This window comes from Rhodoferax ferrireducens T118, assembly GCF_000013605.1.
Taxonomy (GTDB): Bacteria; Pseudomonadota; Gammaproteobacteria; order Burkholderiales; family Burkholderiaceae_C; genus Rhodoferax; species Rhodoferax ferrireducens.
This window is the reverse complement of record NC_007908.1, coordinates 1774637-1797921: the sequence shown is the minus strand read 5'-3', so window position 1 is coordinate 1797921 and position 23285 is coordinate 1774637. Positions and strand designations below refer to the sequence as shown.

Annotated in this window: 21 protein-coding genes and 1 tRNA gene; 9 read left to right on the top strand and 13 right to left on the bottom strand. The window is 59.5% G+C overall.

From position 1 onward, the window contains the following. Positions 1-12 precede the first annotated feature (12 nt). Together RFER_RS08430 and RFER_RS08425 are read left to right on the top strand one after the other, a co-directional pair. Positions 13-2682 carry a cation-translocating P-type ATPase gene (locus RFER_RS08430; RefSeq protein ID WP_011463963.1) on the top strand — a complete coding sequence of 890 codons (2670 nt, stop codon included), beginning with the start codon at positions 13-15 and terminating at the stop codon, positions 2680-2682. A 178-nt stretch (positions 2683-2860) separates the two neighbouring features. Further along, entirely contained in the window at positions 2861-3130 is a 270-nt protein-coding gene (locus RFER_RS08425) for a YfhL family 4Fe-4S dicluster ferredoxin (protein ID WP_011463962.1), read from the top strand. Between the two features lie 24 nt (positions 3131-3154). On the opposite strand, the gene RFER_RS24050 is transcribed toward RFER_RS08425, so the two are convergent. From RFER_RS24050 to RFER_RS08385, 8 genes are all read right to left on the bottom strand, one after another. Then, on the bottom strand, positions 3155-3607 hold the full coding sequence (locus RFER_RS24050) for a hypothetical protein (protein WP_011463961.1): 453 nt from the start codon (positions 3605-3607) through the stop codon (positions 3155-3157). Between the two features lie 40 nt (positions 3608-3647). Continuing rightward, complete coding sequence (pth, locus tag RFER_RS08415) at positions 3648-4271, bottom strand: aminoacyl-tRNA hydrolase (protein WP_041791741.1); 624 nt, start codon at positions 4269-4271, stop codon at positions 3648-3650. A 141-nt stretch (positions 4272-4412) separates the two neighbouring features. Beyond that, positions 4413-5084, bottom strand: coding sequence for a 50S ribosomal protein L25/general stress protein Ctc (locus tag RFER_RS08410; protein WP_011463959.1), 672 nt, complete (start codon positions 5082-5084; stop codon positions 4413-4415). 144 nt (positions 5085-5228) lie between these two features. Next, complete coding sequence (locus RFER_RS08405; protein ID WP_011463958.1) at positions 5229-6206, bottom strand: ribose-phosphate pyrophosphokinase; 978 nt, start codon at positions 6204-6206, stop codon at positions 5229-5231. A 68-nt stretch (positions 6207-6274) separates the two neighbouring features. After that, positions 6275-6351: transfer RNA gene (locus RFER_RS08400), tRNA-Gln, on the bottom strand. A gap of 14 nt (positions 6352-6365) precedes the next feature. Then, positions 6366-7229, bottom strand: coding sequence for a 4-(cytidine 5'-diphospho)-2-C-methyl-D-erythritol kinase (gene ispE, locus RFER_RS08395; protein WP_011463957.1), 864 nt, complete (start codon positions 7227-7229; stop codon positions 6366-6368). Then, complete coding sequence (locus tag RFER_RS08390; RefSeq protein WP_011463956.1) at positions 7226-7735, bottom strand: lipoprotein insertase outer membrane protein LolB; 510 nt, start codon at positions 7733-7735, stop codon at positions 7226-7228. Before RFER_RS08390 ends, ispE begins: the two co-directional genes overlap by 4 nt. After that, a complete protein-coding gene (locus RFER_RS08385) occupies positions 7735-9498 on the bottom strand; it encodes a tetratricopeptide repeat protein (protein ID WP_011463955.1) in 1764 nt (587 codons plus the stop codon). The genes RFER_RS08390 and RFER_RS08385 overlap by 1 nt, the downstream gene beginning before the upstream one ends. Before the next feature lie 20 nt (positions 9499-9518). Between RFER_RS08385 and mutM the strand changes: the two genes are divergently transcribed. The 3 genes from mutM to mutY are packed head-to-tail and all read left to right on the top strand — an operon-like array spanning position 9519 to position 13415. Then, complete coding sequence (gene mutM / locus RFER_RS08380) at positions 9519-10334, top strand: bifunctional DNA-formamidopyrimidine glycosylase/DNA-(apurinic or apyrimidinic site) lyase (RefSeq protein ID WP_011463954.1); 816 nt, start codon at positions 9519-9521, stop codon at positions 10332-10334. Positions 10335-10383: 49 nt separating this feature from the next. Next, positions 10384-12363, top strand: a complete 1980-nt coding sequence (locus tag RFER_RS08375; protein WP_011463953.1) for a dynamin family protein — start codon at positions 10384-10386, stop codon at positions 12361-12363. Between the two features lie 17 nt (positions 12364-12380). Continuing rightward, positions 12381-13415: an A/G-specific adenine glycosylase gene (gene mutY / locus RFER_RS08370; protein WP_011463952.1), complete on the top strand. Its 1035-nt coding sequence runs from the start codon at positions 12381-12383 to the stop codon at positions 13413-13415. Here mutY and rapZ read toward each other — a convergent pair. The 3 genes from rapZ to RFER_RS08355 are packed head-to-tail and all read right to left on the bottom strand — an operon-like array spanning position 13401 to position 16862. After that, positions 13401-14306: an RNase adapter RapZ gene (gene rapZ, locus RFER_RS08365; protein WP_011463951.1), complete on the bottom strand. Its 906-nt coding sequence runs from the start codon at positions 14304-14306 to the stop codon at positions 13401-13403. The genes mutY and rapZ overlap by 15 nt on opposite strands. Further along, positions 14287-15963 (bottom strand): DNA repair protein RecN, encoded by a 1677-nt coding sequence (gene recN / locus RFER_RS08360; protein ID WP_011463950.1) that lies wholly within the window; start codon positions 15961-15963, stop codon positions 14287-14289. The genes rapZ and recN overlap by 20 nt, the downstream gene beginning before the upstream one ends. A gap of 2 nt (positions 15964-15965) precedes the next feature. Beyond that, a complete protein-coding gene (locus RFER_RS08355; RefSeq protein ID WP_011463949.1) occupies positions 15966-16862 on the bottom strand; it encodes an NAD kinase in 897 nt (298 codons plus the stop codon). A 28-nt stretch (positions 16863-16890) separates the two neighbouring features. On the opposite strand from RFER_RS08355, the gene hrcA reads away from it, so the two are divergent. Continuing rightward, a complete protein-coding gene (gene hrcA, locus RFER_RS08350; RefSeq protein WP_011463948.1) occupies positions 16891-17895 on the top strand; it encodes a heat-inducible transcriptional repressor HrcA in 1005 nt (334 codons plus the stop codon). A gap of 494 nt (positions 17896-18389) precedes the next feature. Here the strand turns inward: hrcA and purN are convergent, their stop codons facing one another. After that, entirely contained in the window at positions 18390-18983 is a 594-nt protein-coding gene (purN, locus tag RFER_RS08345; protein WP_011463947.1) for a phosphoribosylglycinamide formyltransferase, read from the bottom strand. Positions 18984-18996: 13 nt separating this feature from the next. On the opposite strand from purN, the gene RFER_RS08340 reads away from it, so the two are divergent. Beyond that, the gene (locus RFER_RS08340; RefSeq protein WP_049765634.1) at positions 18997-19704 is read left to right on the top strand and encodes a YceH family protein; all 708 of its coding nucleotides are present in this window, start codon (positions 18997-18999) and stop codon (positions 19702-19704) included. On the opposite strand, the gene RFER_RS08335 is transcribed toward RFER_RS08340, so the two are convergent. Further along, positions 19701-20492, bottom strand: coding sequence for a Crp/Fnr family transcriptional regulator (locus tag RFER_RS08335; RefSeq protein ID WP_011463945.1), 792 nt, complete (start codon positions 20490-20492; stop codon positions 19701-19703). The genes RFER_RS08340 and RFER_RS08335 overlap by 4 nt on opposite strands. Before the next feature lie 411 nt (positions 20493-20903). On the opposite strand from RFER_RS08335, the gene RFER_RS08330 reads away from it, so the two are divergent. Continuing rightward, positions 20904-22085, top strand: a complete 1182-nt coding sequence (locus RFER_RS08330) for an acyl-CoA dehydrogenase family protein (protein WP_011463944.1) — start codon at positions 20904-20906, stop codon at positions 22083-22085. A gap of 35 nt (positions 22086-22120) precedes the next feature. After that, on the top strand, positions 22121-23236 hold the full coding sequence (locus RFER_RS08325; protein ID WP_011463943.1) for an acyl-CoA dehydrogenase family protein: 1116 nt from the start codon (positions 22121-22123) through the stop codon (positions 23234-23236). The last annotated feature ends 49 nt before the right edge of the window (positions 23237-23285 follow it).

Genomic DNA, 23285 nt, shown 5'->3' with positions numbered 1-23285 from the left:
ATTGAAGTCGCGATGGCGCAGGAAGCACCTCCGGTTACCAAGGATAACTGGCACCTGCATGATGCCCAGGAGTTAGCCCGCCATCACGGGGTGGACCCGGCGCATGGCCTGCATGAGGACGAGGCCAGCCGCCGTGCGCAACAGCACGGCCCGAATGAAATCCAGGGGCGGCCGGGACGCAGTCTTTGGGGCCAGTTTATTGACCAATTCAAGGATTTCATGGTGCTGGTACTGATCGGCGCCGCCGTGATCTCGGGCGTCATCGGCGATCTGGTTGATACGCTGGCGATTCTGGTGATCGTGCTGCTCAATGCCGCCATCGGATTTGTGCAGGCGTGGCGAGCTGACAAAGCCATGGCGGCGCTCCAGCAACTGGCCGCCACCCAGGCCACCGTCTTGCGCAGTGGGCAGGCCCAGGTGGTCCCGGCCAGTGAATTGGTGCCCGGTGATATTGTGTTGCTGGAGGCTGGCAACCAGGTGCCGGCGGATCTGCGCTTGATCGAGATTGCCCAACTCAAGGTGGATGAATCGGCGCTGACCGGCGAGTCGGTCACGGTGGCAAAACACACCTCCACATTGAATGGTGTCGCCCATCCGCTGGGCGACCGTCTCAACATGGCCTTCAAGGGCACCACGGCCACCTACGGCCGCGGACGCGGTCTGGTGGTCGCCACCGGCATGGCAACCGAACTGGGCAAGGTGGCCAGGTTGCTGGACCGCGACACCGACCGCAGCACGCCGCTGCAGCTGCGCCTGGCGGCTTTCGGCAAACGGCTGGCGCTGGCGGTCATCGCCATCTGCGGGGTGATTTTTCTGGTCGGGGTGATGCGCGGCGAAGATCCGATGCTGATGATCCTGACCGCCGTGAGCCTGGCCGTGGCCGCCATTCCCGAGGCCTTGCCTGCGGTGGTGACGGTGTTGCTGGCGCTGGGCGCGCGTCGCATGGTGTCGCTCAATGCCCTGATCCGCCGTTTGCCCTCGGTCGAGACGCTGGGTTCGGTCACCTTCATCTGCTCAGACAAGACCGGCACCCTGACGCAGAACCACATGCACGCAGAACTGCTGCTGGCCGATGGGCAGGAGTGGGTGCCGGGAAGCGGCGCCCCGGGTCGCGAGCCTGCCGGGCCGCTCCATCTGGAGCTGTTGCGTGCGGCAGCCTTGTGCAACGACGCCAGCCGCAACCGCGAAGGGCGGTGGCAGGGCGACCCGACCGAAACCGCGCTCACGCAAGTGGCGCTGGAGGCCGGGCTCGACAAAGCCGAGTTGGAGCGCCAGTTTGAACGGGTACAGGAACTGCCGTTCGACTCGGAGCGCAAGCGCATGAGCACCGTGCATCGATCGGAGACCGGCTTGTTGGCCTACACCAAGGGTGCGCCCGAATCGGTGATTCCCCTGTGCAGCGCGCAATGGCGTGTGGAGGGTGCGGTGCCGCTGCAGCAAGAGGCCATGCTGGCGGCCGCCGAGGCCATGGCGGCCCGGGGCTTGCGCGTGCTGGCGCTGGCCTGTCGCGCACATGCGATGCTGCCCGCGCCCGGAGAAGTCGAGTCGCTGGAGTCCGGCCTGAGCCTGATCGGGCTGGTGGGTTTGATCGATCCGCCGCGCCCGGAGGCGGCGCTCGCCGTGCACGACTGCCAAACGGCAGGCATCACGCCGGTGATGATCACCGGCGACCACCCGGCCACGGCGCTGGCGATTGCGCGGCGTCTGGGCATCGTCGTGGATGGCTCCGCTGAGGTGCTGACCGGCCTTGAGTTGGCTTCCATCGATGAAGCGGCTTTGCGCGAGCGCGTGGCTTCCGTGCGGGTCTACGCACGGGTCGATCCGGCGCAGAAGATTCGCATTGTCGAAGCCTTGCAGGCGCGCGGCGAGTTCGTCGCCATGACGGGCGACGGCGTGAACGACGCACCGGCCCTCAAGCGGGCCGATATCGGCGTGGCCATGGGCCGTGGCGGCACCGATGTGGCGCGCGAGGCGGCGAGTCTGGTCCTGCTGGACGACAACTTTGCCACCATCGTTGCCGCCGTGCGGGAAGGCAGGCGCATTTACGACAACATCCGGAAATTTGTCCGCTATGCCATGACCGGCAATTCGGGCGAAATCTGGACCATCTTTCTGGCCCCGATGCTGGGCTTGCCCATCCCGCTGCTGCCCATTCACATCCTCTGGGTCAACCTGGTGACCGACGGCCTGCCGGGCCTGGCGCTGGCGGCCGAGCCGGCGGAACGCGGCATCATGCAGCGCCCGCCGCGCGCGCCGCAGGAGAGCCTGTTCGTCAACGGGCTGTGGCAGCACATTTTGTGGGTTGGTTTGCTGCTTGGTGGTTTATGTCTGCTGGTGCAAGCCTGGGCGATGTCCACCGGCCATGCGCACTGGCAGACCATGGTGTTTACCGTGTTGACGCTGGGGCAAATGGCGCATGTGCTGGCGATCCGCTCGGAGACCGAGTCACTGTGGCGCCTCGGCCTGGGCTCGAACCGGCCGCTGCTGGGCGCTGTGCTGCTGACTTTCGTGCTGCAAATGGCCACGATTTACGTGCCGGTGCTGAACCCGATTTTCAAGACACAGGCCCTGAGTCCGGTGGAGCTGATGTTATGTCTCGCGGCGTCCGCTGTGGTCTTCATCGCAGTCGAGATCGAGAAGCTCTGGCTGCGGCACAAGCGCCCCACTCTCGCAGCGTCGTGAGACGGCCGCTCACCGCAAGCCGCGGTGGCCGGCGAGTGCCGCACACTGACCCTATCCGGTTGTTCGATTGTGGGCCTGATGCCAGTAGGGACTTGAGGCCGCCTGGTGTGGCAGCATCGATAATTAGAACCATGTTAGTTAATCCGAATACCTTTGACCCTGCAGCGGATGTCCAGCCATGGCTTTGATCATCACTGACGAATGCATCAACTGCGACGTGTGCGAGCCGGAGTGCCCCAACGAGGCCATTTATCTGGGCGTCGAAATTTACCAGATTGATCCGCATAAATGCACCGAGTGTGTCGGGCATTTTGACGAACCCCAATGCGTGCAGGTCTGCCCGGTGGCCTGCATACCGATTGATCCGCAGTTTGTGGAAGACCGGGAAACACTGTGGCAAAAATACCGGCGGCTGCAGCTTGAGTTGACGAAGCCCGTCGTCCTTTGAGCGACGCCATCGACGCGGCCGGCGTCAGATCTTGTTCACGTCCTTTTCCGGCGTGCTCTTTTTGAGCGTCGATTTTTTCTTTTTGTCGCCCGGAAGCTGCGCGACAAAATAGTCAGACTCTTTTTCTTTCTTTTTCTTTACTTTCGCCTGCTGGGTACTGAGCTTTTTTGGGGTCTTGGCGCTTGCTGGCTTTTCCAGCGACTTTTTCGTCGGCGTGTTCGCAGCCAGGTCTTTTTTCTCTTGCGCCAGCCGGGCCTTCTCCATCGCGTCAGCAAGACGAGCATCACGACCAATGGCCAGATCGGTCTGATCTTTCTGGGCCGAAGTGCGCGGGTCCGCCGGATCGATAAGGTCCCCACCGGGACAGGGCGTCTGGCTGTAGACATTGCCACACTTATAGACTTTTTGAGCGTTAGCCCCCGTCGATAAAGCGCAAGATGCTGCTATAAACATAGCAATTAACGTGTGACCTGGCATGGTGCAGCTCCGGTTGGATGGGATAAAAGCGTGTCTGGATTTACGGCACTGCAGGCAGTGTATTTTCAGGTCTGGGCGGCTTCGGTCTGGGCGGCTTGCTGGTGTGTATCAGCAGCGTGGCTTTGTCCATGTCACCGGCCAACAGGTGCGGCAGGGCTGTGATGGCGCGGGCGATGCACTGATCCATCGCCAGTCGGTGATCCAGCGATGGTTTCTTCAACACCCAGTTGATGACTTCCGACTTGACACCCGGATGCCCGACACCCAAGCGCAGGCGCCAATAGTCGTCGGTACCCAGTTGAGCGTGAATGTCACGCAAACCGTTGTGGCCGGCATGGCTGCCTCCAAGCTTGAGCTTGGCCTCGCCGGGCACGATATCCAGTTCGTCGTGTGCCACCAGTATTTCCTGTGGCTCAATCTTGAAGAAACGGGCCAGTGCTGCGACCGATTTACCGCTCAGGTTCATGAAGGTTTGCGGTTTGAGCAGCCAGACCGCTTGCCCGTTGACGGTGACTCGCGTTACCAGGCCATGGTAAGTTTTGTCCATCGCCAGACTTGCTTTGAGCTCGCGGGCGACCGCGTCCAGCCACCAAAAGCCCGCGTTGTGACGGGTGAATTCGTATTCGGGGCCGGGGTTGCCAAGACCAACAAAGAGTTTGATCATGTCCAAATTATCAGGGTAAGCGCAAAAAAACAAAATGGCCCACGAGTGGGCCATTAAGGGGAAGTTGGCAGTTAGTCATTGCCATTGATGTAACACAGCGCGACCTGCGTGGCAGGGCGCGCTGCGCCAACACTTCAAGCGTTACTTCTTCTTGGCTGCTGGTGCTTTGGCTGCAGGCGCCGCCTTGCCAGCTGCTGCGGGTGCAGCAGCAGCAACTGGTGCCGCGCCAGCTTCGGCAACCGGCGCCTCTGCGGCACCAATAACCACCACCGATACCAGAACCGGGTTTTTGTTGCCGCGTGTCACGGCGGTCACGCCCTTGGGCAGTGCGACATCGGCCAAATGCAGAGAGGCACCTTTTTTCAGGCCACTCAAATCCACGGCGATGAATTCAGGCAGATCAGTCGGCAGGCACAACACTTCGATTTCGGTGATCACGTGATTGGCAATGCAGCCTTCGGTCTTGACGGCGGGCGAGTTTTCATCGCCGCTGTAGTGCAACGGCACTTTCATGTGCAGTCGGGTACTGGCATCGACGCGCTGGAAGTCAACGTGCAGGATGAGCTGCTTGAACGGGTGCATTTGCACGTCACGCAGCAAAACCTTATTGTCTTTTCCGTCCAGCTCCATATCCAGAACGGCGGCGTGGAATGCCTCTTTTTTCAAGGCATGCCAGAGGGCATTGTGATCGATCTCGATCTGTTGTGGCTCAGCGCCACCACCATAAACAATACCCGGTGTGCGACCGGTGATGCGGAGACGGCGGCTCGCACCCGTGCCCTGCTTGGCGCGCTCAAAAGCGACGAATTTCATAGTTTTTACTCCAGGAGGAGTCCACCGCGACCAGTGTGACTCCGATTTAAAAAAGCTCAATACACATCATGTTTTGTGCGTGAGCCCACTTTTGCCCAAATCAGAAAGACTCTGCAAAACCTCTCATGAAGCTCTGCAGAAACCTCAAAAGAGGTTTTCCTGATCCGAGAACAAACTCATGACTGAATCGCCTTTGGCAATACGCTGGATCGTCTCGGCGATCAGCGGCGCGACACTCAGTTGCCTAATTTTGCCGCAGGCGGATGCCGTCTGGCTCAAAGGGATGGTGTTCGTGACCACCACTTCATCAAGCGCATCGCCATTGGTGATGCGCTCTATGGCGGGCCCCGAAAAAATAGGGTGCGTGCAGTAGGCATAGACCTTTTTTGCGCCGCGCTCTTTCAAAACCTCAGCCGCCTTGACCAAGGTACCAGCAGTGTCGATCATGTCATCCATGATGACGCAGTTGCGGCCATCAATTTCTCCAATCACGTGCATCACTTCGCTCACATTGGCTCGGGGACGACGTTTGTCGATGATGGCGAGGTCGCAATTGAGCTGCTTGGCCAGGGCACGCGCGCGCACCACACCCCCCACATCGGGCGACACCACAATCAGGTCTTCGTAATTTTTCTGACGCAGATCGCCCAGCAGAACGGGGGACGCAAAAATATTGTCGACTGGAATATCAAAAAAACCCTGAATCTGGTCCGCATGCAAATCCATGGTCAGAACACGGGCCACACCAACGGTCTGCAGCATGTTGGCGACGACCTTGGCCGTAATCGGGACACGGCTGGAGCGTGGGCGACGGTCTTGCCGCGCATAACCGAAATAGGGGATCACGGCACTGATGCGTTCTGCCGACGCGCGCTTGAGTGCGTCCACCATGATGAGCAATTCCATCAGGTTATCGTTGGTCGGCGCGCAAGTGGACTGCACCACAAAAACATCCCGTGCCCGCACGTTTTGATTGATTTCGACGGTGACTTCGCCGTCCGAAAATCTGCCAACCGTCGCCGCTCCCAGTGAAATATTGAGGTAGCTGGCAATGTCCTCTGCCATAGCCGGATTGGCATTGCCGGTAAAAACCATGAAATCAGGGGTGTGGGGAGCCTGCATGAGTATTCCAGCGATTGAGTAGCGTTTGCGTCAGTACGTCCGGCGGCCGGACCATACAACAAAATATTTGGCAGGGGAAGAAGGATTCGAACCTTCGCATGCTGGAATCAAAATCCAGTGCCTTAACCAACTTGGCGACTCCCCTACACGGGTTGGCAGCTAAGCGCTCCCAACCGACAACCTGTCGCTGACTGCCCAACCCACCAAGGGATGAACATCCAAACTCTTACACAACCTGACCTGAAACCCGCTTGGAGCGCCTCTCAGATCAACATCTTGCAACGTTTGTGCAAACACCGCGCTTCCAGAGCCTGTCATCCGACCACTGAGTCCACGCGATGCAAGCCACTCAAGGGCTTGGGTCACGCCGGGACAAAGTCTTTGGGCAACACTCTGCAGGTCGTTACGACCAAAACCGAATGCATTTGCAGCGAAGCCTGAAATTATAGCTGTTTCACTGTCCCTTTTGAGAGCCGGATCCGAGAAAATTAATCTTGTTTCGAGCCCCTCTACGGGCTTGACCACCAAAAAGCGACCTGAGGGCAGGACAACAGGGTCCATTTTCTCACCGATTCCTTCAACCCAGGCGTTGTGACCACCCAGAAAAAACGGGACATCGGCACCCAGTTGCAGCCCGATGCTGATTAGCTTTTCGAGTGAAAAGTTGAGCCGCCACAGATGGTTCAATGCCAACAGGGTCGACGCCGCATCGGAAGATCCACCGCCCATGCCCGCTTGCGCGGGAATGCATTTTTCGATCCCGACATGAACGCCCAATGGACTGCCGCTGGCAGCCTTCAGAGCCCGCGCAGCGCGGACAACAAGGTCGTCAAACGGCAAGGGCGTCGCAAGATCCTCGCGGCTGATTTGTCCATCGACACGCAGGTCAAAATGCAGTGTGTCGCACCAATCAATCAGCATGAAGACCGACTGCAGCAAATGATAGCCATCGCTTCTCCTGCCTGTGATGTGCAAAAACAGGTTGAGCTTGGCCGGGGCGCAAATATCGTAGAGTGACTTCACTTTTCAAGCACCAGACGCAGTTCCGTCACGGGCGCGGGCTCTGTGCGCCGGGCGGTGACCCGGCCATTGGCCAGTTGCGACAAGTCGGCACTCCAGCCCGCCACACTCATGTTGTCTCCCGCCAGCCAGGCAAAGAGCGCCGCCACGGGTATCTCGGCGCCGACTGCCTGCTGGATCAAGGCGTCCAGCGATGCAAAAGAGCGAATGTCGCCATTGGTGCGCATAAGGGCCGTTTGGGCCGACCAGGAGAGCGCCGCGGCGGTCGTGCCCACAGGCGTGTACAGCGTCAACTCACCGGCCTGGGCGTTGCCAGTCAGCTCAAACCCGGCAGCAAAGGCCTGGGGCTGAGACTGTGCCTGATCGGACTCGACCCGAACCGCCAGCCGCCCGCGCCAAATTGAACGCTCAGACTGATTTGTGGTGCTGACCCTCGTCGGGACTGCACAACCAGCTATAAATACAATAGCAAAAAAAACAGCCGCAAAACCAGTTATGCCGCGCCGCATCACAAGGTCACGCGCAGGCGTTTCAGTGTTTCAAGCAGGGTTTCATTTTCGGCGTTGATTTCCAAGCCCTGCTTCCAGGTGCTCAGCGCCTGATCGCGCTGACCCAGGTTCCACAAGACCTCACCCAAATGAGCTGCAATTTCTGCATCCGGGCGGGCTTTGAATGCGGTCTCCAGAATGCGTTGAGCCTCGGCCAGATTGCCACTGCGGAATTCAACCCAGCCCAGACTGTCGCTAATGAAGGGGTCACCTGGCGCATAGTCCAGCGCCTTCAAAACGAGCTGTTTGGCCTCGGCCAAGCGAATGCTTCGATCTGCCAGTGAGTAGCCTAATGCGTTATAGGCATGGGGATCGTCGGGTTTGCCCGCGATGACGCTGCGCAGCAGCTGTTCCATCTCATCGAGCTTGCCCAGTTTTTCGGCCACCATGGCCAGGTCATAAGTGAGGTCAAAATCCCCAGGATTGGTCGAAACAGCCTGGGCCAGAAGTTCGTAGGCGGCCGGGTACTGCTTGCTGTCACGCAGCAGTTGTGCTTCGGCACTTATTTTTAGCCGACCGTCTGCAGGAGACACCTCGGGTTGGCTGCGAATCAGTTGGCGCGCGTCTTCCAGCTTGCCTTGCCGCGCCAGGAGAGCGGCCCGGCGCAGTTGGGCGTTGAGCCGGTCTTCTTGACTGTCAATGCGTTGTAGCCACACATCGGCTTGAACAAAATCCTTCCTTTGCTCGGCAATTTGGGCCAGGGAAAGATAAGCCTGAGTCAAACCACGCAGCGCTTGCGGGCGCGGTGTGTCGTCGCGCTGGGCCAGTGTCCGATCCACAAATTGCTGCAGCGAGCGTTCGGCCACAGCGGGATGGCCCTCCTGTAATTCGAGTACACCTCGTATCAGCCAGGCCTCTGCATAGTCAGGTTTTTCAGAAGTCACGAGTTGCAGCTGCGTTGTCGCCTCAGCATAGCGCTGCGCGTCCAGCAAGACGCGCACATACACCATTCGCACCTCGGGCCGCGGTTTACCTTCGAGATATTTAGTCACAAGGGCTTCAGCTTGCGGCACTTTGGCACCCATCATGGCCAAGGCCAGCAAGACGGGATGCTCTGATTTGGCATCCAGCGCCTGGGCCTTGCGCGCCGCGCTCAATGCGCCGCTGGCGTCATCGGCATCAAGACGCATGCGTCCGATAACGCTCCAGGCAGCAGCGCCGGTCCCTGGCGCGTTCAAGTGACTGGTCAGCGCCTGCTCAACCGTGCTGGCGGCCAGTTTCTTATCGGCCGCGCGGGCAAAATAGCGTGCAAGACCCAAGATGGTGCTGACCCGCTCTTTGGCATCGCTTGTTGCAACCTCGCTCTTGAGCGGCTCCAGTGTCTCGCCAATACGGTTCAGACCAATCAATATTTGCAGGACGTAGCGATTGGCCTCACGGGAGGCGGGCTGCGCTTGTTTCCAGGCACGCGCGGCCAGCAACGCCGAGTCGCCCGAGCGGGCCTGCAAGGCGATGTCAACAGCACGTTGGTAGAGTCTTGGATCATTCGTTTTTCGCGCCGCATCAAGGATCAGCGAGTAAGCGGCGCCGGGTTCGCCGCCGCGGGCATTGAGCTCCCCCAACAACAATTGATAAAAAAGCTCGCTGCTGAGCGCTGAAGTCGTGGGCTCAGCCGCTTTTCCAGACTGTGTTTGTGCACTCGCGCTCAACGCGCAAACGAGGGCAAGCAGCACGGGGAAACGACGGAAACGGTGAAAAGGCATCATAAGATGATAATAATCCATGCCACCCAAATTTCTTTGCCATGCCCGAATTGCCTGAGGTTGAAGTCACACGGTTGAGTTTTGCCTTCGAAATAGCAGGCGCAAGAGTCATTTCTGTGCGCATCGGTAAACCGTTGCGCTGGCCGTTGGGATGTTCTCCCACCCAGTTGGCGGGGCGATCCGTGCAGGCAGTGCGCAGACGTGGCAAGTACTTGTTGATTGATCTTGATCAAGGCTTGCTGCTGGTTCACTTGGGCATGTCCGGCAGCTTGAGTTTTGCCAGGCAATTGCCACCCGCTGGCGCCCATGACCATTTTGAGATGACAACCACCCTTGGCACGCTGCGACTCACTGACCCCCGCCGGTTTGGGGCGGTGGTTTACGCAAAAGGTGAAGACGCACCCGAAGCCCACAAACTTTTGGGCAAACTGGGCATGGAGCCTTTGTCTGATGATTTTGATGTCGACCGCTTTCATGATGAATTGAAGCGCCGCAGAGCGGCGATCAAGCAGGTATTGCTGGCGGGTGACACGGTGGTGGGCGTGGGCAATATTTACGCGTCAGAAGCACTGTTTATGGCCGGCATTCGACCAACCTTGAGCGCTGCCCGACTCAGTCGGCCGCGCAGCGCCAGACTGCACGCAGCGATCCGGGATGTGCTGGCGCGCGCGGTGGCAACGGGCGGCAGCACGCTGCGGGACTTTTCCAGCGCAAAAGGCGAGAACGGGCATTTTCAGCTGGAAGCCATGGTTTATGCCCGGCAAGGTCAGCCCTGCCGGGTCTGCGCAACGCCCATCAAATCCCTCCGACAAGGTCAGCGGTCGACGTTCTACTGCCCTCATTGCCAGAAAGCCTAGGCGTTGAAGCGCCGCTCGGTGCTATATTGAAACATTGCGCGGAGGCAATTTGGCAACTTCATTCAACGAACAATTTGATTTGCACGGCACCTGGCGGCGTGAGTTTGCCCTGCGCCTGAAGCTATTGGCCGAGTGGCTGAACGACCACGAACTGCTCGACGCGGCCGTAGAAGAGCGCTTGCGCCGCCTGGAAACCCAGGTGCGCGTCGACAAAGTCATGGTCGCGTTTGTGGGCGAGTTTTCGCGCGGCAAATCCGAGTTGATCAACGCCATTTTTTTTGCCGGCTACGGCCGGCGCATCATGCCCGCCAGCGCCGGGCGAACCACGATGTGCCCGACCGAGATGAGTTATGACGCGGACGTTCCACCTTGTCTGCGTCTGCTGCCGATTGAGACACGCCTGCAACCGCAAGCCTTGATGGAATGGCGCATGGTGCCCGAGAAATGGACGCGCATTGATTTGAACGTGCATGATCCAAAGCAGCTTGCGGAGGCCCTGGAGAAGGTGGCGGAGACCCGTCATGTGACGCAGACCGAAGCCACGGCGCTTGGTTTTTGGCAGACCGAGACGCCGGAAGACAATCCGACGGTCAATGCGCAAGGCCTGGTGGAAGTCCCCAAATGGCGGCATGCCTTGATCAATATTGCGCATCCTTTATTGAAACAGGGCTTGGTGATTCTGGACACGCCAGGCCTTAACGCCATCGGCGCCGAACCTGAACTGACGGTCAGCCTGATTCCACAGGCCCATGCCGTCGTTTTTATTCTGGGCGCAGACACTGGCGTCACCAAGTCGGACCTTGCCATCTGGCGTGAGCACCTGGTGGATGATTCGGTTGATGCAAGTTCACGGCTGGTGGTTCTCAACAAGATAGACACTTTGTGGGACGCCCTGAGTTCACCCGCTCAGGTGCAGGCGCAGATTGAGCGCCAGCAGGCTTCAACCGCCGAAATATTGGGCATCCCCAGGCAGCAGGTGATCCCGGTATCCGCGCAAAAGGGCTTGGTGGCCAAGGTGACAGACGATTCGGCTTTGCTGGAACTGAGCTGTCTATCCACGCTTGAAGATGCGCTCAGCCGGGGCATCATGGGACAACGGCAGAAGATGTTGGGCTCAGCCATCTTCGGCGGCATTTCAGATTTACAGGCCGAAACAGGCCGCGTTATTCACATGCGCAGACGTGACCTGACAGAGCAACTGATGGAGCTTGAGGGTCTGCAGGGCAAAAACTCAGCCGTGATCAAAAACATGCGGTCCCGCATTTCGCAGGAGCAAACCGAGTTTGATCTGGGCGGCGCGAAGATTCATGCGGTACGTTCGGTCCACCTGAAACTGCTGCGTGAGGTATTCAGTCTTCTGGGGCCGACAGCACTGAAGAAAGAAATGGCCCAGCTCACCCAGGTATTGCAGCAAAAGGGCATCAAGCTGGGCGTCAAACGCGCCTATGGCGACACCTTTGAGCGGCTGCGCAACAACCTGCAGCAAGTGCAATCCATCAGCGCCGAAATCCAGGTCATGCTGGCAGCAACGTTTCGACAATTGAACGGCGAATATGGGTTTTCGTTGCAGGCGCCAACCGAACCTGCTTTGGACGGTTATCTGCACGATCTTGATCTGGTGGAACGCAGCCATCTCCAGTACTTGAGTCTTGGCAACACGTTCAGGCTGGCGCAGCCTGAATTTGCAGATCGACTGGTGCGTGCCCTGTCCAACCGTCTGCGCACCATCCATGAAACGGCGTTGGGAGACCTTGAGTTGTGGAGCAAAGCGGCCGCGGCCCAACTCGATGTTCAGTTACGCGAGCGGCGGCGCAACTTCAATCGGCGACTGGAAGCCATTGATCGAATTCAACAAGCCTCCGGTGGACTCGGTGAGCGCATTGATGAAATTCAGGCGCAAAAAAACAACTTGAATCAACTCAACGCCAAACTGTCAGAGCTAACCGGCTATCTGGTGACGGCGACCGACCCGGCTCGGTGCGCAGTGACTGATGTCGCTGATGCAAGTGATGTCATTGAGCTGGTTTGACAAGCTTGAATGAAAGCGTGGTAACGGATTTCGCCACTCAGGTGGTGCGCTGGCAAAAGACCCATGGCCGCCATGATTTGCCATGGCAGAACACCCGCGATCCGTACCGGGTCTGGTTGTCTGAAATCATGCTGCAACAGACGCAGGTGGCGACCGTGCTGGATTATTTTCCCCGCTTTCTGGAGCGATTCCCGAGCGTTGAATCGCTGGCCGCAGCAGCGCTTGATGACGTCTTGGGTTTATGGAGCGGCCTGGGCTATTACACCCGCGCCCGCAACCTCCATTTGTGCGCCGGGGCGGTCATGAGATTGCATGGTGGCCTTTTCCCCCCAACAGCCCAGCTGCTTCAAACCCTGCCGGGTATTGGTCGCTCGACGGCCGCAGCCATTGCATCCTTGTGCTTTGGTGAACGGGTGGCCATTCTGGATGGCAACGTCAAGCGCGTGCTCACGCGCGTGCTGGGCTTTGACAGCGACCTGGCGTCAGTGGCCAACGAACGACGACTTTGGGATGAAGCGTCGCGAATGTTGCCGCTACGCGATCTGACGCATGCCATGCCGCGCTACACGCAGGGATTGATGGACTTGGGTGCCACGGTTTGTACCGCCAAAAAGCCAGACTGCGCAGTCTGCCCGCTAGCCCGGTCTTGTGTGGCACGGGGTCTGGGTCGGCCCGAGTCCTACCCGATGAAGACGCGCAAACTCAAGCGAAGTTCACAGGCGATCTGGCTGCTATGGGCTCAAGGCGAAGATAACTCCGTGTGGCTGAGCCAGCGGCCGACCCCAGGGGTCTGGGCGGGGCTTTACTGCTTGCCATGGTTCGACCAGCGCGAGGCCCTGGAGGCGGCGGTTCCCGCGCGTTATCGCACCGCCTTGCATGACACGCCTTCTTTTGTCCATGTCTTGACCCACAAGGACCTGTATCTGCATCCGGTTCAGGTACAAATGCCAGGCTCTGCCCTGGCGTCGTCGCAGGGGCGGTGGATGAGCGCAGATGAGTGGCCGCGCTTGGGCCTGCCGGCCCCCGTTAAAAAATTGCTACTCCAGGGTTAACGGGCTGGCTTCAAGTTCCCGGTGCCGCTTCAGCGTCATCCACTGGTCGCCAAACAGCTCCGCCAATTTTTCTACGAGGTAGACCGAACGATGCTGGCCACCGGTGCAGCCAATGGCTACCGTGACGTAGCTTCGGTGGTCCCGCGCCAGTGCGCCAAGCCATTGGTTCAAAAACTTCTGAATGTGCTCCAGCATGAGCGCGACGTCTGCCTGCTCCTTCAAAAAGTCAGCCACTGGCAGGTCCCGCCCGGTCAGCTGGCGCAACTCGGGCTCATAGTGCGGGTTCGGCAACATGCGCACATCGAACACATAGTCGGCATCACCCGGAATACCACGCTTGAAGGCGAAAGACTCGAACACCAGTGTCAATTGCTCACTGGCCGTGGAGATCAGTGACTTGACGTAGCCCTGCAACTTCGACGGCCTGATGATGCTGGTGTCGATGACGTGAGCATTTTCCCGCAGATCAGCCAGCAGCTCACGCTCGAGCTCAATAGCGTCCACCAGTGCGCGCCGCTGGTCGAGCGGCGAGTGCTCGGAGGCTGCCTGTGACAGCGGGTGTTTGCGCCGGGTTTCCGAATAACGTCGTACCAGCGTTCCGGTTGTGGCATCCAGAAACAGGGACTTGACCATGACACCCTGCGCCTGCAGGGTCGCAAGCTGCTCGGGTACCAAGGGCAGCGACGAAGCCGTGCGAACGTCCATCGCAATGGCGACCCGTTTGGTTTGATGCATCTTCTGCAACGCAACGAATGGCAGAAAAAGTTCGGGCGGCAAGTTATCGACACAAAAAAAACCAGCGTCCTCCAGCGCGTGCAGTGCCACCGACTTGCCGGAGCCCGACATGCCGGTGATCAGGACAATCTGCAAATTATCGGCCTCGGACTTCATCGAATGATTCCCCTGTTTGCAGCATTTCCCTGGCGTGCGCCAGTGTCGTGCCTGAGAGGCGCTCGCCACCCAACATGCGCGCCACTTCCGCCACCCGTTGTTCGCCCTGCACAGCAAGGACTGAACTCACCGTCGACTTGCCCAGCAATTGTTTGGCCACCACCCAATGGTGGTCCGCACAGGCAGCGACCTGAGGCAGATGGGTCACCGCCAGCACCTGCCGGTCAACACCCAATTGCTGCATGAGGCGACCGACGGTCTCGGCCACAGCGCCACCCACGCCGGCATCCACCTCGTCAAAAATAAGCGTCTGTGCGGTGCCAAGCCGGCTGGTCGTGACCGCGATCGCCAGCGCCATACGGGACAGCTCACCGCCAGAAGCCACTTTGTTGACCGGCCGGGGCGTACTGCCCGCATGCCCGGCCACCAGAAAGCTGACCTCTTCCAGGCCACTTTGCGTCGGCTGAGCAGAGGCTTGCAGTGCCACTTCGAACCGGCCCCCTTGCATACCCAGCCCCTGCATGGCCTGGGTGATGGCTGCTGCCAGCCGCGGTGCGGCTTTGGTGCGCGCCTTGGAGAGCTGCCGGGCCTGCTGCATATAGGCGCCCAGAGCCGCCGCGCATGCGGCTTCCAGCCCGGCCAAATCGCCGGCAGCATCGAGCTTTTGCAGTTCCTGTTTCCAGGACAGCAGCAAATCAGGCAACTCCGCCGGGTCTCTGCGGTAGCGTCTGGCCAAGGACAGCCACAAGGCCATGCGCTCATCGAGTTCGCCCAGGCGCTGGGGGTCAAGCTCGGTCTTGCGCAGGTAGCCCCGCAGGCAATGAACCGTGTCTTCCACCTGCGCCAGACTTGAGGTCAAAACCTCCGTCAGCCCTTTAAAATAGGGCTCAAGGTGCTCCTGTTGTTGAAGCAACTGGCAGGCGTCATGCAGCGCCACCAGAGCGCCGCCGTCATCGTCAGAACCCAGCGTCTGCAAGGCGCCTTGGGCAGCATCCAATAGGGCTTGCGCATGGGACAGTCGGCCGTGTTCTGTGTTGAGCTCAAGCCACTCGTGCGGCTGCGGCGCCAGCTTTTCGACTTCACCAATTTGCCACGCCAGTCGCTCGCGTTCACGCTCTAACGACTCTTGCGCGCCATGGGCTTGCGCCAGATCGCTCTGCGCTTGACGCCACTGTTGCCACAGAGTTGCCAGGGCGGCAGATGAAACCTGGGCGTAAGCGTCCAGCAAGCCCCGTACAGCCTCCGGACGGGTCAAACTTTGCCAGGCGTGCTGCCCATGAATATCGAGCAGTTGCTCTCCCACCGCCCGCAACTGGGTGGCCGTGGCCGGGCTGCCGTTGATCCAGGCGCGGCTTTTGCCCTGGGCGTCCACGGTGCGTCGCAACAAGAGGCTGTCACCGAGCTCAAAGCCCGCAGTTTCAAGCCAAAGCGCCAGGTCAGCCGTCGCGTCGAACTCGGCGCTGACATCGGTGCGACTTGAGCCCTCGCGGATCACCCCGACATCGGCCCGGCCGCCGGTGACCAACTGCAGCGCGTCAATCAGGATCGACTTGCCGGCACCGGTTTCACCGGTGAGAACGGTGAAACCGTCAGCCAGATCGAGGTCGAGCTCGCGCACAATCACAAAATCACGCAAGACAATACGTTTGAGGCTCACAGTCAGGCCACTCCTTCATTCCAGTGTAATTTTTGGCGCAGGGTGTCAAAGTAGGACCAGCCTCTGGGGTGCAAAAAGCGCACATTGTGTTCGGAGCGTGTCACCACGATGCGGTCCCCTCGCAGCAGCGAGGCCAGCGATTGCGTGTCAAAACTGGCGCTGGCATCCCGTCCTGATATTATTTCGATAGCAATCTCTGTAATGTTGGCGAGGACTATGGGCCTATTTGACAAGGTATGTGGTGCAATGGGCACCAACACCCAGCCCGGAATCGAAGGGTGCAGCAGCGGCCCGCCGGCTGACAGCGAATACGCGGTGGAGCCGGTCGGTGTGGCAATGATCAGGCCGTCGGCGCGCTGATTCGCCACAAAGTGGCCATCGACTTCAACCCGCAACTCCACCATCCCGGAGGTAGCCGCCCGGTTCACCACCACATCGTTCATCGCCAGCGCGTCATAAACACAGCGCCCGTCACGCATCACCCTGGCGTGCATCAGGCTGCGATGATCTTCTTCAAACTCACCGCGCAGCATCGGCGCCAGCGCGGACGCATAACCGTCCAGCGGGATGTCGGTGATGAACCCCAGCCGCCCCTGGTTGATACCAATCAGGGGCACGCCAAACTTGGCGAGTTGGCGGCCAATGCCGAGCATGGTGCCGTCGCCGCCCACCACCAAGCCAAGATCACATTTCGCGCCGATGGCGTCGACATCCAGTACCGGGTAGCCGGAAATGCCCATGTTGTGCGCGGTGTCATGCTCAAAAACCACCTCGCAACCCTGCGCACCCAAAAAATGGGCAATGTCTTCCAGCACCCGACGTGAGGACGCGCCTGATGCGCCCGATGCCACCGTCTGGTATTTGCCTATCAGCGCCACGTGCCGGAATTTTGATTTCATTGGCAAATTACATCACTAAAATGCCCCCATGCTCGATGACCGTGCCAAGTTGTTATTGAAAGCGCTGGTTGAGCGCTATATCGCCGATGGGCAACCAGTGGGTTCGCGCACGCTCTCGAAAGCCTCGGGGCTGGAACTGTCACCGGCCACCATCCGCAACGTGATGTCTGATCTGGAAGATTTGGGCCTGATTGTCAGTCCGCACACCTCGGCCGGACGTATTCCGACGGCGCGCGGCTACCGCCTGTTTGTCGACACCATGCTGACGGTGCGGCAAGAGCAGTTCGCAGCCCACGTCCTGGCGCCCGATCAGCCGCAAAAAGTGATTTCCAACGCCGCCAACCTGCTGTCGAGCCTGTCCCAGTTTGTCGGCGTGGTCATCGCGCCGCGCCGCTCCTCCGTGTTTCGCCACATTGAATTCTTGCGCTTGTCCGAGCGGCGCCTGCTGGTCATCATCGTCTCGCCCGAGGGTGACGTGCAAAACCGGGTGATTTTTACCGAGACGGACTATTCTCAGGCGCAATTGATTGAAGCCGCCAACTACCTGAACAGCCATTACGTCGGGCTGGCCATAGAGCAGGTTCGTGAGCGATTGAAAAACGAGGTGGAATCACTTCGCTCGGAAATTGCCAGCCTGATGCAGGCGGCCGTGGCGGTCAGTTCCGAGGCCATGTCGGAAACGCAGGACGAAGTGGTTATTTCGGGCGAGCGAAACCTGCTGGCAGTGACTGATTTTTCCAATGACATGGGCCACCTGCGCCGCGCATTTGATCTGTTTGAACAAAAAGCGCAGCTCATGCGCTTGCTCGATATTGCCGGTCAGGCCGAGGGGGTGCGCATCTTCATCGGCGGCGAAAGCCAGGTGGTCCCCTTCGAGGATCTGTCCATCGTCAGCGCACCGTACGAAGTGGACGGCCAGGTCGTCGGCACCCTGGGCGTCATCGGCCCTACGCGCATGGCCTACGACCGCATGATCCAGATTGTGGACATTACGTCGAAATTGGTCAGCAACGCCCTGAGCTACCACAAGTAGGCCTTTACAATCTGCGCTTCGGGCCTCTAGCTCATGTTGGTTAGAGCAGCGGACTTAAAGTGGTTTTTTCCTCAGCCTCAGTCACTGAGAGTGGAATAAACAGATTGGGTTGCCTGGGCGCAAGTTAACTCTGCCCCTTGGTAGAACTGCTCAAAGTCGGGGAAACCTCTGGTGAACAATTACCGTGGCAATCCCGAGCGAAGCTCTTCTTTGGGAGAGAACGTGTAGAGACTGTACGGGCAGGTCGTAAAGACAAGAGACAGTCCAGACCACAAACCCGAAAGGGGCGACGAAAGTCGTAGTTGGTAAGCATAATCCGTTGGTGCCGTGTTCGACTCACGGGAGGCCCACCAAAAACCAGCGCCGCAGTGTGGTTCTACACTGCGGCGTTCTTGCGCCAGGCCTCGGTGAACAAAAGCGTCGTCCGCACGGCGACCCGAGCAACAAATTTATGACAAATTTGGCTGCAGCCCCCGTTAAATATACATATATAGCTATATTTTTTGTAGCAAATCTGCAATCGCTCGCGGATAAATGAGATGCTCCTGCGTGAGCACACGGCCCGCCAGCCTGTCTGCCGTATCACCCGGCAACACCGGCACCGCGGCTTGCGCCAGGATCGGGCCGTGATCGAGTTCCGCGGTGACCTGATGCACCGTGGCCCCGACTACCTTGCAGCCCGCATCCAGCGCGCGCTGATAGGTGTGCAAACCCGGAAAAGCCGGCAGCAGCGACGGGTGGATGTTGAGCAAGCGCCCGGTATAGCGGCCCACAAATGCGGGCGTGAGAATGCGCATAAAGCCCGCCAGCACCACCAGCGCAGGCTGCTCCGGCGCGTCAAAGTGGTCAATGATCTGGACCAATGCCGCGTCAAACGCCTCACGCGAAGCAAACGCTTTGTGCTCCAGCACCTCGGTGGCAATACCGTGTTCACGCGCAAAAACCAGTCCCGCGGCCGATGCCTTGTTGCTGATAACGGCCGCCACCCGGGCCCCAAACTTGTCCTGCCAACCCTCACGCTGCGCTGTCTTTACGATGGCGGCCATGTTGGAGCCGCTGCCTGAGATCAAAATAACGATGTTTTTCATATCGGCCCGAATTATGACCTTGACCCCTTCCCCCTTGATCACCCCCCTCGCCCCCTCAACGCCCTCGCCTGTCCTGACCCCGATCGAGGCGCGTGTGCTCGGCACCCTGATGGAAAAAGCCCGCACCGTGCCTGACAGCTACCCGCTCACGCTCAACACGCTGCTGCTGGGCTGCAACCAGAAGTCCAGCCGCGAGCCGCTGATGGAATTGACCGAAGCCGACGTGGCCGCTGCCCTGAACACGCTGAAAGAAGCCCATCTGGTGCGCGAAAGCAGTGGCTCGCGCACCACACGCTTTGAACACAATTTTCAACGCGGCATCGGGGTCTACGAACAGGCCGCGGTGCTGCTGGGACTGTTGATGCTGCGCGGCCCTCAAACGGCGGGTGAGCTGCGCCTGAACACCGAACGCTGGTACAAATTTGCCGACATTTCCTCGGTCGAGGGCTTTCTGGAAGAGTTGCAGGACCGCTCCGCTGAAAAAGGGGGGCCGCTGGTGGTCAAACTGGCGCGTGGACCCGGCACTCGGGAGCAACGCTGGGCCCACCTGCTGTGCGGCCCGGTGGATGCGACGCAAACCGGGCTTGGCCGCTCGTCTGAAGGCCTGCCCGGCAACACCGCCGAACGCCTGGAACGACTCGAATCGGAACTGGCCAACTTGCGTGAAACGGTGCAAAAGCTGTGCGCCGAGTTGGGCGTTTCTCCTCCTGAACAGGTCTAGGCAAAGTCTGACGCCAGGTGAAAAATTTGCGGCGACTGACTGGGAAAAAGTTCCGCTCGCTCGCCTACGTCGTGCAGCAAACGCTGATGCTCCTTTTTGACCACCGCGTAGCATTCACACACGTGGGTCTCCAAGCCCGCGCGGTCAAGCACGGTGATATGGCCGCGGTAATAACGAATGAGACCCGCTTGCTGCAAATGCCCGGCGGCTTCGGTGATGCCTTCACGGCGCACACCGAGCATGCAGGCGATATGTTCGTGCGTCATGGTCAATTCATTGGAGGGCAAACGGTCGAGCGTTGACAGCAGCCAGCGACACAGTTGCTGCTCCACCGAATGATGCCGATTGCAGACCGCCGTTTGGGATAGCTGCGTCATCAGCGCCTGGGTGTAGCGCAGCAACAAGTGCTGCATCACCCCGGCACGGCGCCCGCCGGTGCGACGGAGTTCCTGCATCAGCATTTGTTCCTTCAGTCGGTAGCCATAGCCGCCGACACAGACGACGGCCGCTGTCGGGGTGGCATGGCAGCCCATGACAAGCGCAGTGCCAATAACGCCCTCACAGCCCACCCAAGCGATATCGGACGTTGCGCCGCTCTCGGTCACGCAGTTCAGGGACACGATGGCGCTTGTCGGGAAATAGACATACTGCAGGGCTTGCCCGGATTCATAAAGAACTTCGCCCTGCAACATCGCAACCAACTCCAGTTCCGGCGCAATGCGCCCGAACTCGACCGCCGGCAAGGCAGCCAGCAGGTGGTTTTGATTGCGGTTGATCGCGGCATCCAAATGCGGTCTCCCAATGTTCAATGCAGCGGCATGCACATCATGCAGACAAAATATCCGAATCGCGCCCTCTGTGTGTTGACGTCGCGCAGGGACAGGATCGCGGGAAATGCCCACTGTGCTCAAGCCCGTCCTTGCGAGCCTTGCGTATTCTCAAGATTCCAGCAAACAGGCAAGTGCAGGCGTTGCTCAGAACAGATGGTCGATAGCGACGAAAATTTGAGAAAACTGGCTGCTGAACTCGATGTGTCTCCACCTCGACAGCATTAATCGCACGATCGTGCTAAAAACCACCTTCAGTGAGGATTAACTTGGTACTCAAGTGATTCGGAACTAAAACGCAGTTTCAGTGAAGACTAATTTGTACTCAAGTTATGTCGGAACTAAAAATACGGCTTATTTGGAGACTCCCCTATGGATTTGGCCTTTACCCCTGAAGAGCAGCAGTTTCGTGAAGACATACGCACCTGGGTGCGCGCAAACCTGCCCACTGACATTTCACACAAGGTGCACAACGCCCTGCGCTTGAGTCGTGATGACCTGCAACGTTGGGGCAAGATTCTGGGCAAAAAGGGCTGGCTCGGCCACGCTTGGCCCAAGTCCTTTGGCGGCCCCGGCTGGAATTCGATCCAGAAACACTTGTTTGAAGAAGAATGTGCCCTGGCCGGTGCGCCGCGCGTGCTGCCGTTTGGCCCGGTGATGGTGGCGCCAGTCATCATGGCGTTTGGCACGCCGGAGCAGCAGCAGCGCTTTTTGCCCGGCATTGCCAGTGGCGAGGTATGGTGGAGCCAGGGCTACAGCGAGCCCGGCGCGGGCTCCGACCTGGCATCGGTCAAGACCAAAGCCGAGCGTCAGGGCAACAAATACATCGTCAACGGCCAGAAGGCCTGGACCACGCTGGGCCAGTACGGCGAATGGATTTTCTGCCTGGTGCGCACCGGCAATGAAGGCAAGCCGCAAACCGGCATCAGCTTCCTGCTGATCGACATGAAGTCCCCCGGCGTCACCGTGCGCCCGGTGGTGCTGCTCGACGGCGAGGCGGAAGTCAATGAGGTCTTTTTCGACAACGTCGAAGTGCCGGTGGAGAACCTGATCGGTGAAGAGAACAAGGGCTGGACCTACGCGAAACACCTGCTCTCGCATGAGCGCACCAACATCGCCGACGTGAACCGCACCAAGCGCGAGCTGGAGCGCCTCAAACGCGTTGCCAGGGCCGAAGGCGTCTACAACGACGTGCGCTTTCGCGACGAAATCGCCAAGCTTGAAGTGGACGTGGTGGCGCTCGAGATGCTGGTGCTGCGCGTGCTGGCGGCAGAGAAGTCGGGCAAGAACTCGCTCGACATTGCAGGCCTCTTGAAGATACGCGGCAGCGAGATTCAGCAGCGCTACAGCGAGCTGATGATGCTCGCCGCTGGCCCCTATGCACTGCCCCTGATCCAGGAGGCGATGGAAGCCGGCTGGCAAGGCGACTATCCCGGTGCGGCCGCGTGGTGCGCGCCGCTGGCCTCCTCCTACTTCAACCTGCGCAAGACCACCATTTATGGCGGCAGCAATGAAGTGCAGCGCACGATCGTGGCCCAGACCGTCCTCGGCTGAAGCTGCAGAACTCCAAAACAAGACAGGTGACCAACATGGATTTCGATTTCACAGACGACCAGGAACAATTACGCGACGCCGTGCGCAAATGGGTTGACAAGGGCTACAGCTTTGAGCGCCGCCGGGCCACCGTCAAGGCCGGTGGCTTTTCACGCGACGCATTCCGTGAAATAGCCGAGCTGGGCCTGTGCGGCCTGTACATCCCGGAGCAGTATGACGGCATGGGCATGGGCCCGGTCGAGGGCATGGTGGTGATGGAAGAGCTCGGGCGCGGCATCGTGCTGGAACCTCTCAACCAGAGCCTGATCGCGGGCGGCGTGCTCAGCGGCTACGCACCGCAGGCCGTCAAATCCGCCTGGCTGCCAAAAATAGCCAGCGGCGAAGCGCTGGTGGTGCTGGCGTACCAGGAGCGCGCCGCTCGCTACCGCCTCGATAGCTGTGAGGCAAAAGCGGCTCCAGCCCCCGTTGCTTATACGCTGACAGCTACTAAAAGTATAGTTCCAGCAGGTGATCAAGCCGACGCCTTCATGGTGCCTGCCTTGCTCAACGGCCAGTTGGCCTTGTTTCTGGTCGAGCGCAGCGCCAGCGGGGTCAGCACCCAAGGCTACGGCACCCAGGACGGCAGCCGGGCGGCCGAAGTGACGCTGCAAAATGCCCCCGCCACGCTGATCACCCTCGATGGCTTGAGCGCGCTGGAGCACGCGGTGGACATCGGCATTGCTAGCGCCTGTGCCGAAGCAGTCGGCGTGATGGACAAGACCCTGGCGATCACCGCCGAGTACATGAACACGCGCAAGCAATTTGGCGTGGCCATCGCCAGCTTCCAGGCGCTGCGGCACCGCGCCGCCGACATGAAAATGCAGCTCGAGCTGGCACGGTCCATGAGTTTTTATGCCGCGCTCAAACTCAACGCCCCCGCGCCCGAGCGCCGTGCCGCGATGGCGCGTGCCAAGTACCAATTGGGCAACTCCATGCGTTTTGTTGGCCAGCAGGCGGTGCAACTGCACGGCGGCATTGGCGTCACCGACGAATACATCGTGAGCCATTACTTCAAGAAACTGACCCAACTGGAAATGACGTTTGGCGACAGCCTGCACCATCTGGGTGAGGTGTCAGAGCGGATGCAGGACACGGCAGGGGTGTTTGCTTAAAGGCTGGGCACCGGTCCAAATCGGCATTGAGAGCAGACAAATGGAACAC

Bases quoted from the DNA above. Each gene is read 5' to 3' on its own strand.
- RFER_RS08430 (WP_011463963.1), top strand. From the start codon at position 13: ATGGCGCAGGAAGCACCTCCGGTTACCAAGGATAACTGGCACCTGCAT.
- pth (WP_041791741.1), bottom strand. From the start codon at position 4,271: ATGATCAAACTCTTTGTTGGTCTTGGCAACCCCGGCCCCGAATACGAA.
- RFER_RS08410 (WP_011463959.1), bottom strand. From the start codon at position 5,084: ATGAAATTCGTCGCTTTTGAGCGCGCCAAGCAGGGCACGGGTGCGAGC.
- RFER_RS08405 (WP_011463958.1), bottom strand. From the start codon at position 6,206: ATGCAGGCTCCCCACACCCCTGATTTCATGGTTTTTACCGGCAATGCC.
- RFER_RS08390 (WP_011463956.1), bottom strand. From the start codon at position 7,735: ATGCGGCGCGGCATAACTGGTTTTGCGGCTGTTTTTTTTGCTATTGTA.
- RFER_RS08325 (WP_011463943.1), top strand. From the start codon at position 22,121: ATGGATTTCGATTTCACAGACGACCAGGAACAATTACGCGACGCCGTG.
- rapZ (WP_011463951.1), bottom strand. From the start codon at position 14,306: ATGAAGTCCGAGGCCGATAATTTGCAGATTGTCCTGATCACCGGCATG.
- purN (WP_011463947.1), bottom strand. From the start codon at position 18,983: ATGAAAAACATCGTTATTTTGATCTCAGGCAGCGGCTCCAACATGGCC.
- RFER_RS08330 (WP_011463944.1), top strand. From the start codon at position 20,904: ATGGATTTGGCCTTTACCCCTGAAGAGCAGCAGTTTCGTGAAGACATA.
- RFER_RS08340 (WP_049765634.1), top strand. From the start codon at position 18,997: ATGACCTTGACCCCTTCCCCCTTGATCACCCCCCTCGCCCCCTCAACG.
- RFER_RS24050 (WP_011463961.1), bottom strand. From the start codon at position 3,607: ATGCCAGGTCACACGTTAATTGCTATGTTTATAGCAGCATCTTGCGCT.
- RFER_RS08355 (WP_011463949.1), bottom strand. From the start codon at position 16,862: ATGAAATCAAAATTCCGGCACGTGGCGCTGATAGGCAAATACCAGACG.
- hrcA (WP_011463948.1), top strand. From the start codon at position 16,891: ATGCTCGATGACCGTGCCAAGTTGTTATTGAAAGCGCTGGTTGAGCGC.
- RFER_RS08385 (WP_011463955.1), bottom strand. From the start codon at position 9,498: ATGGATTATTATCATCTTATGATGCCTTTTCACCGTTTCCGTCGTTTC.
- RFER_RS08425 (WP_011463962.1), top strand. From the start codon at position 2,861: ATGGCTTTGATCATCACTGACGAATGCATCAACTGCGACGTGTGCGAG.
- mutM (WP_011463954.1), top strand. From the start codon at position 9,519: ATGCCCGAATTGCCTGAGGTTGAAGTCACACGGTTGAGTTTTGCCTTC.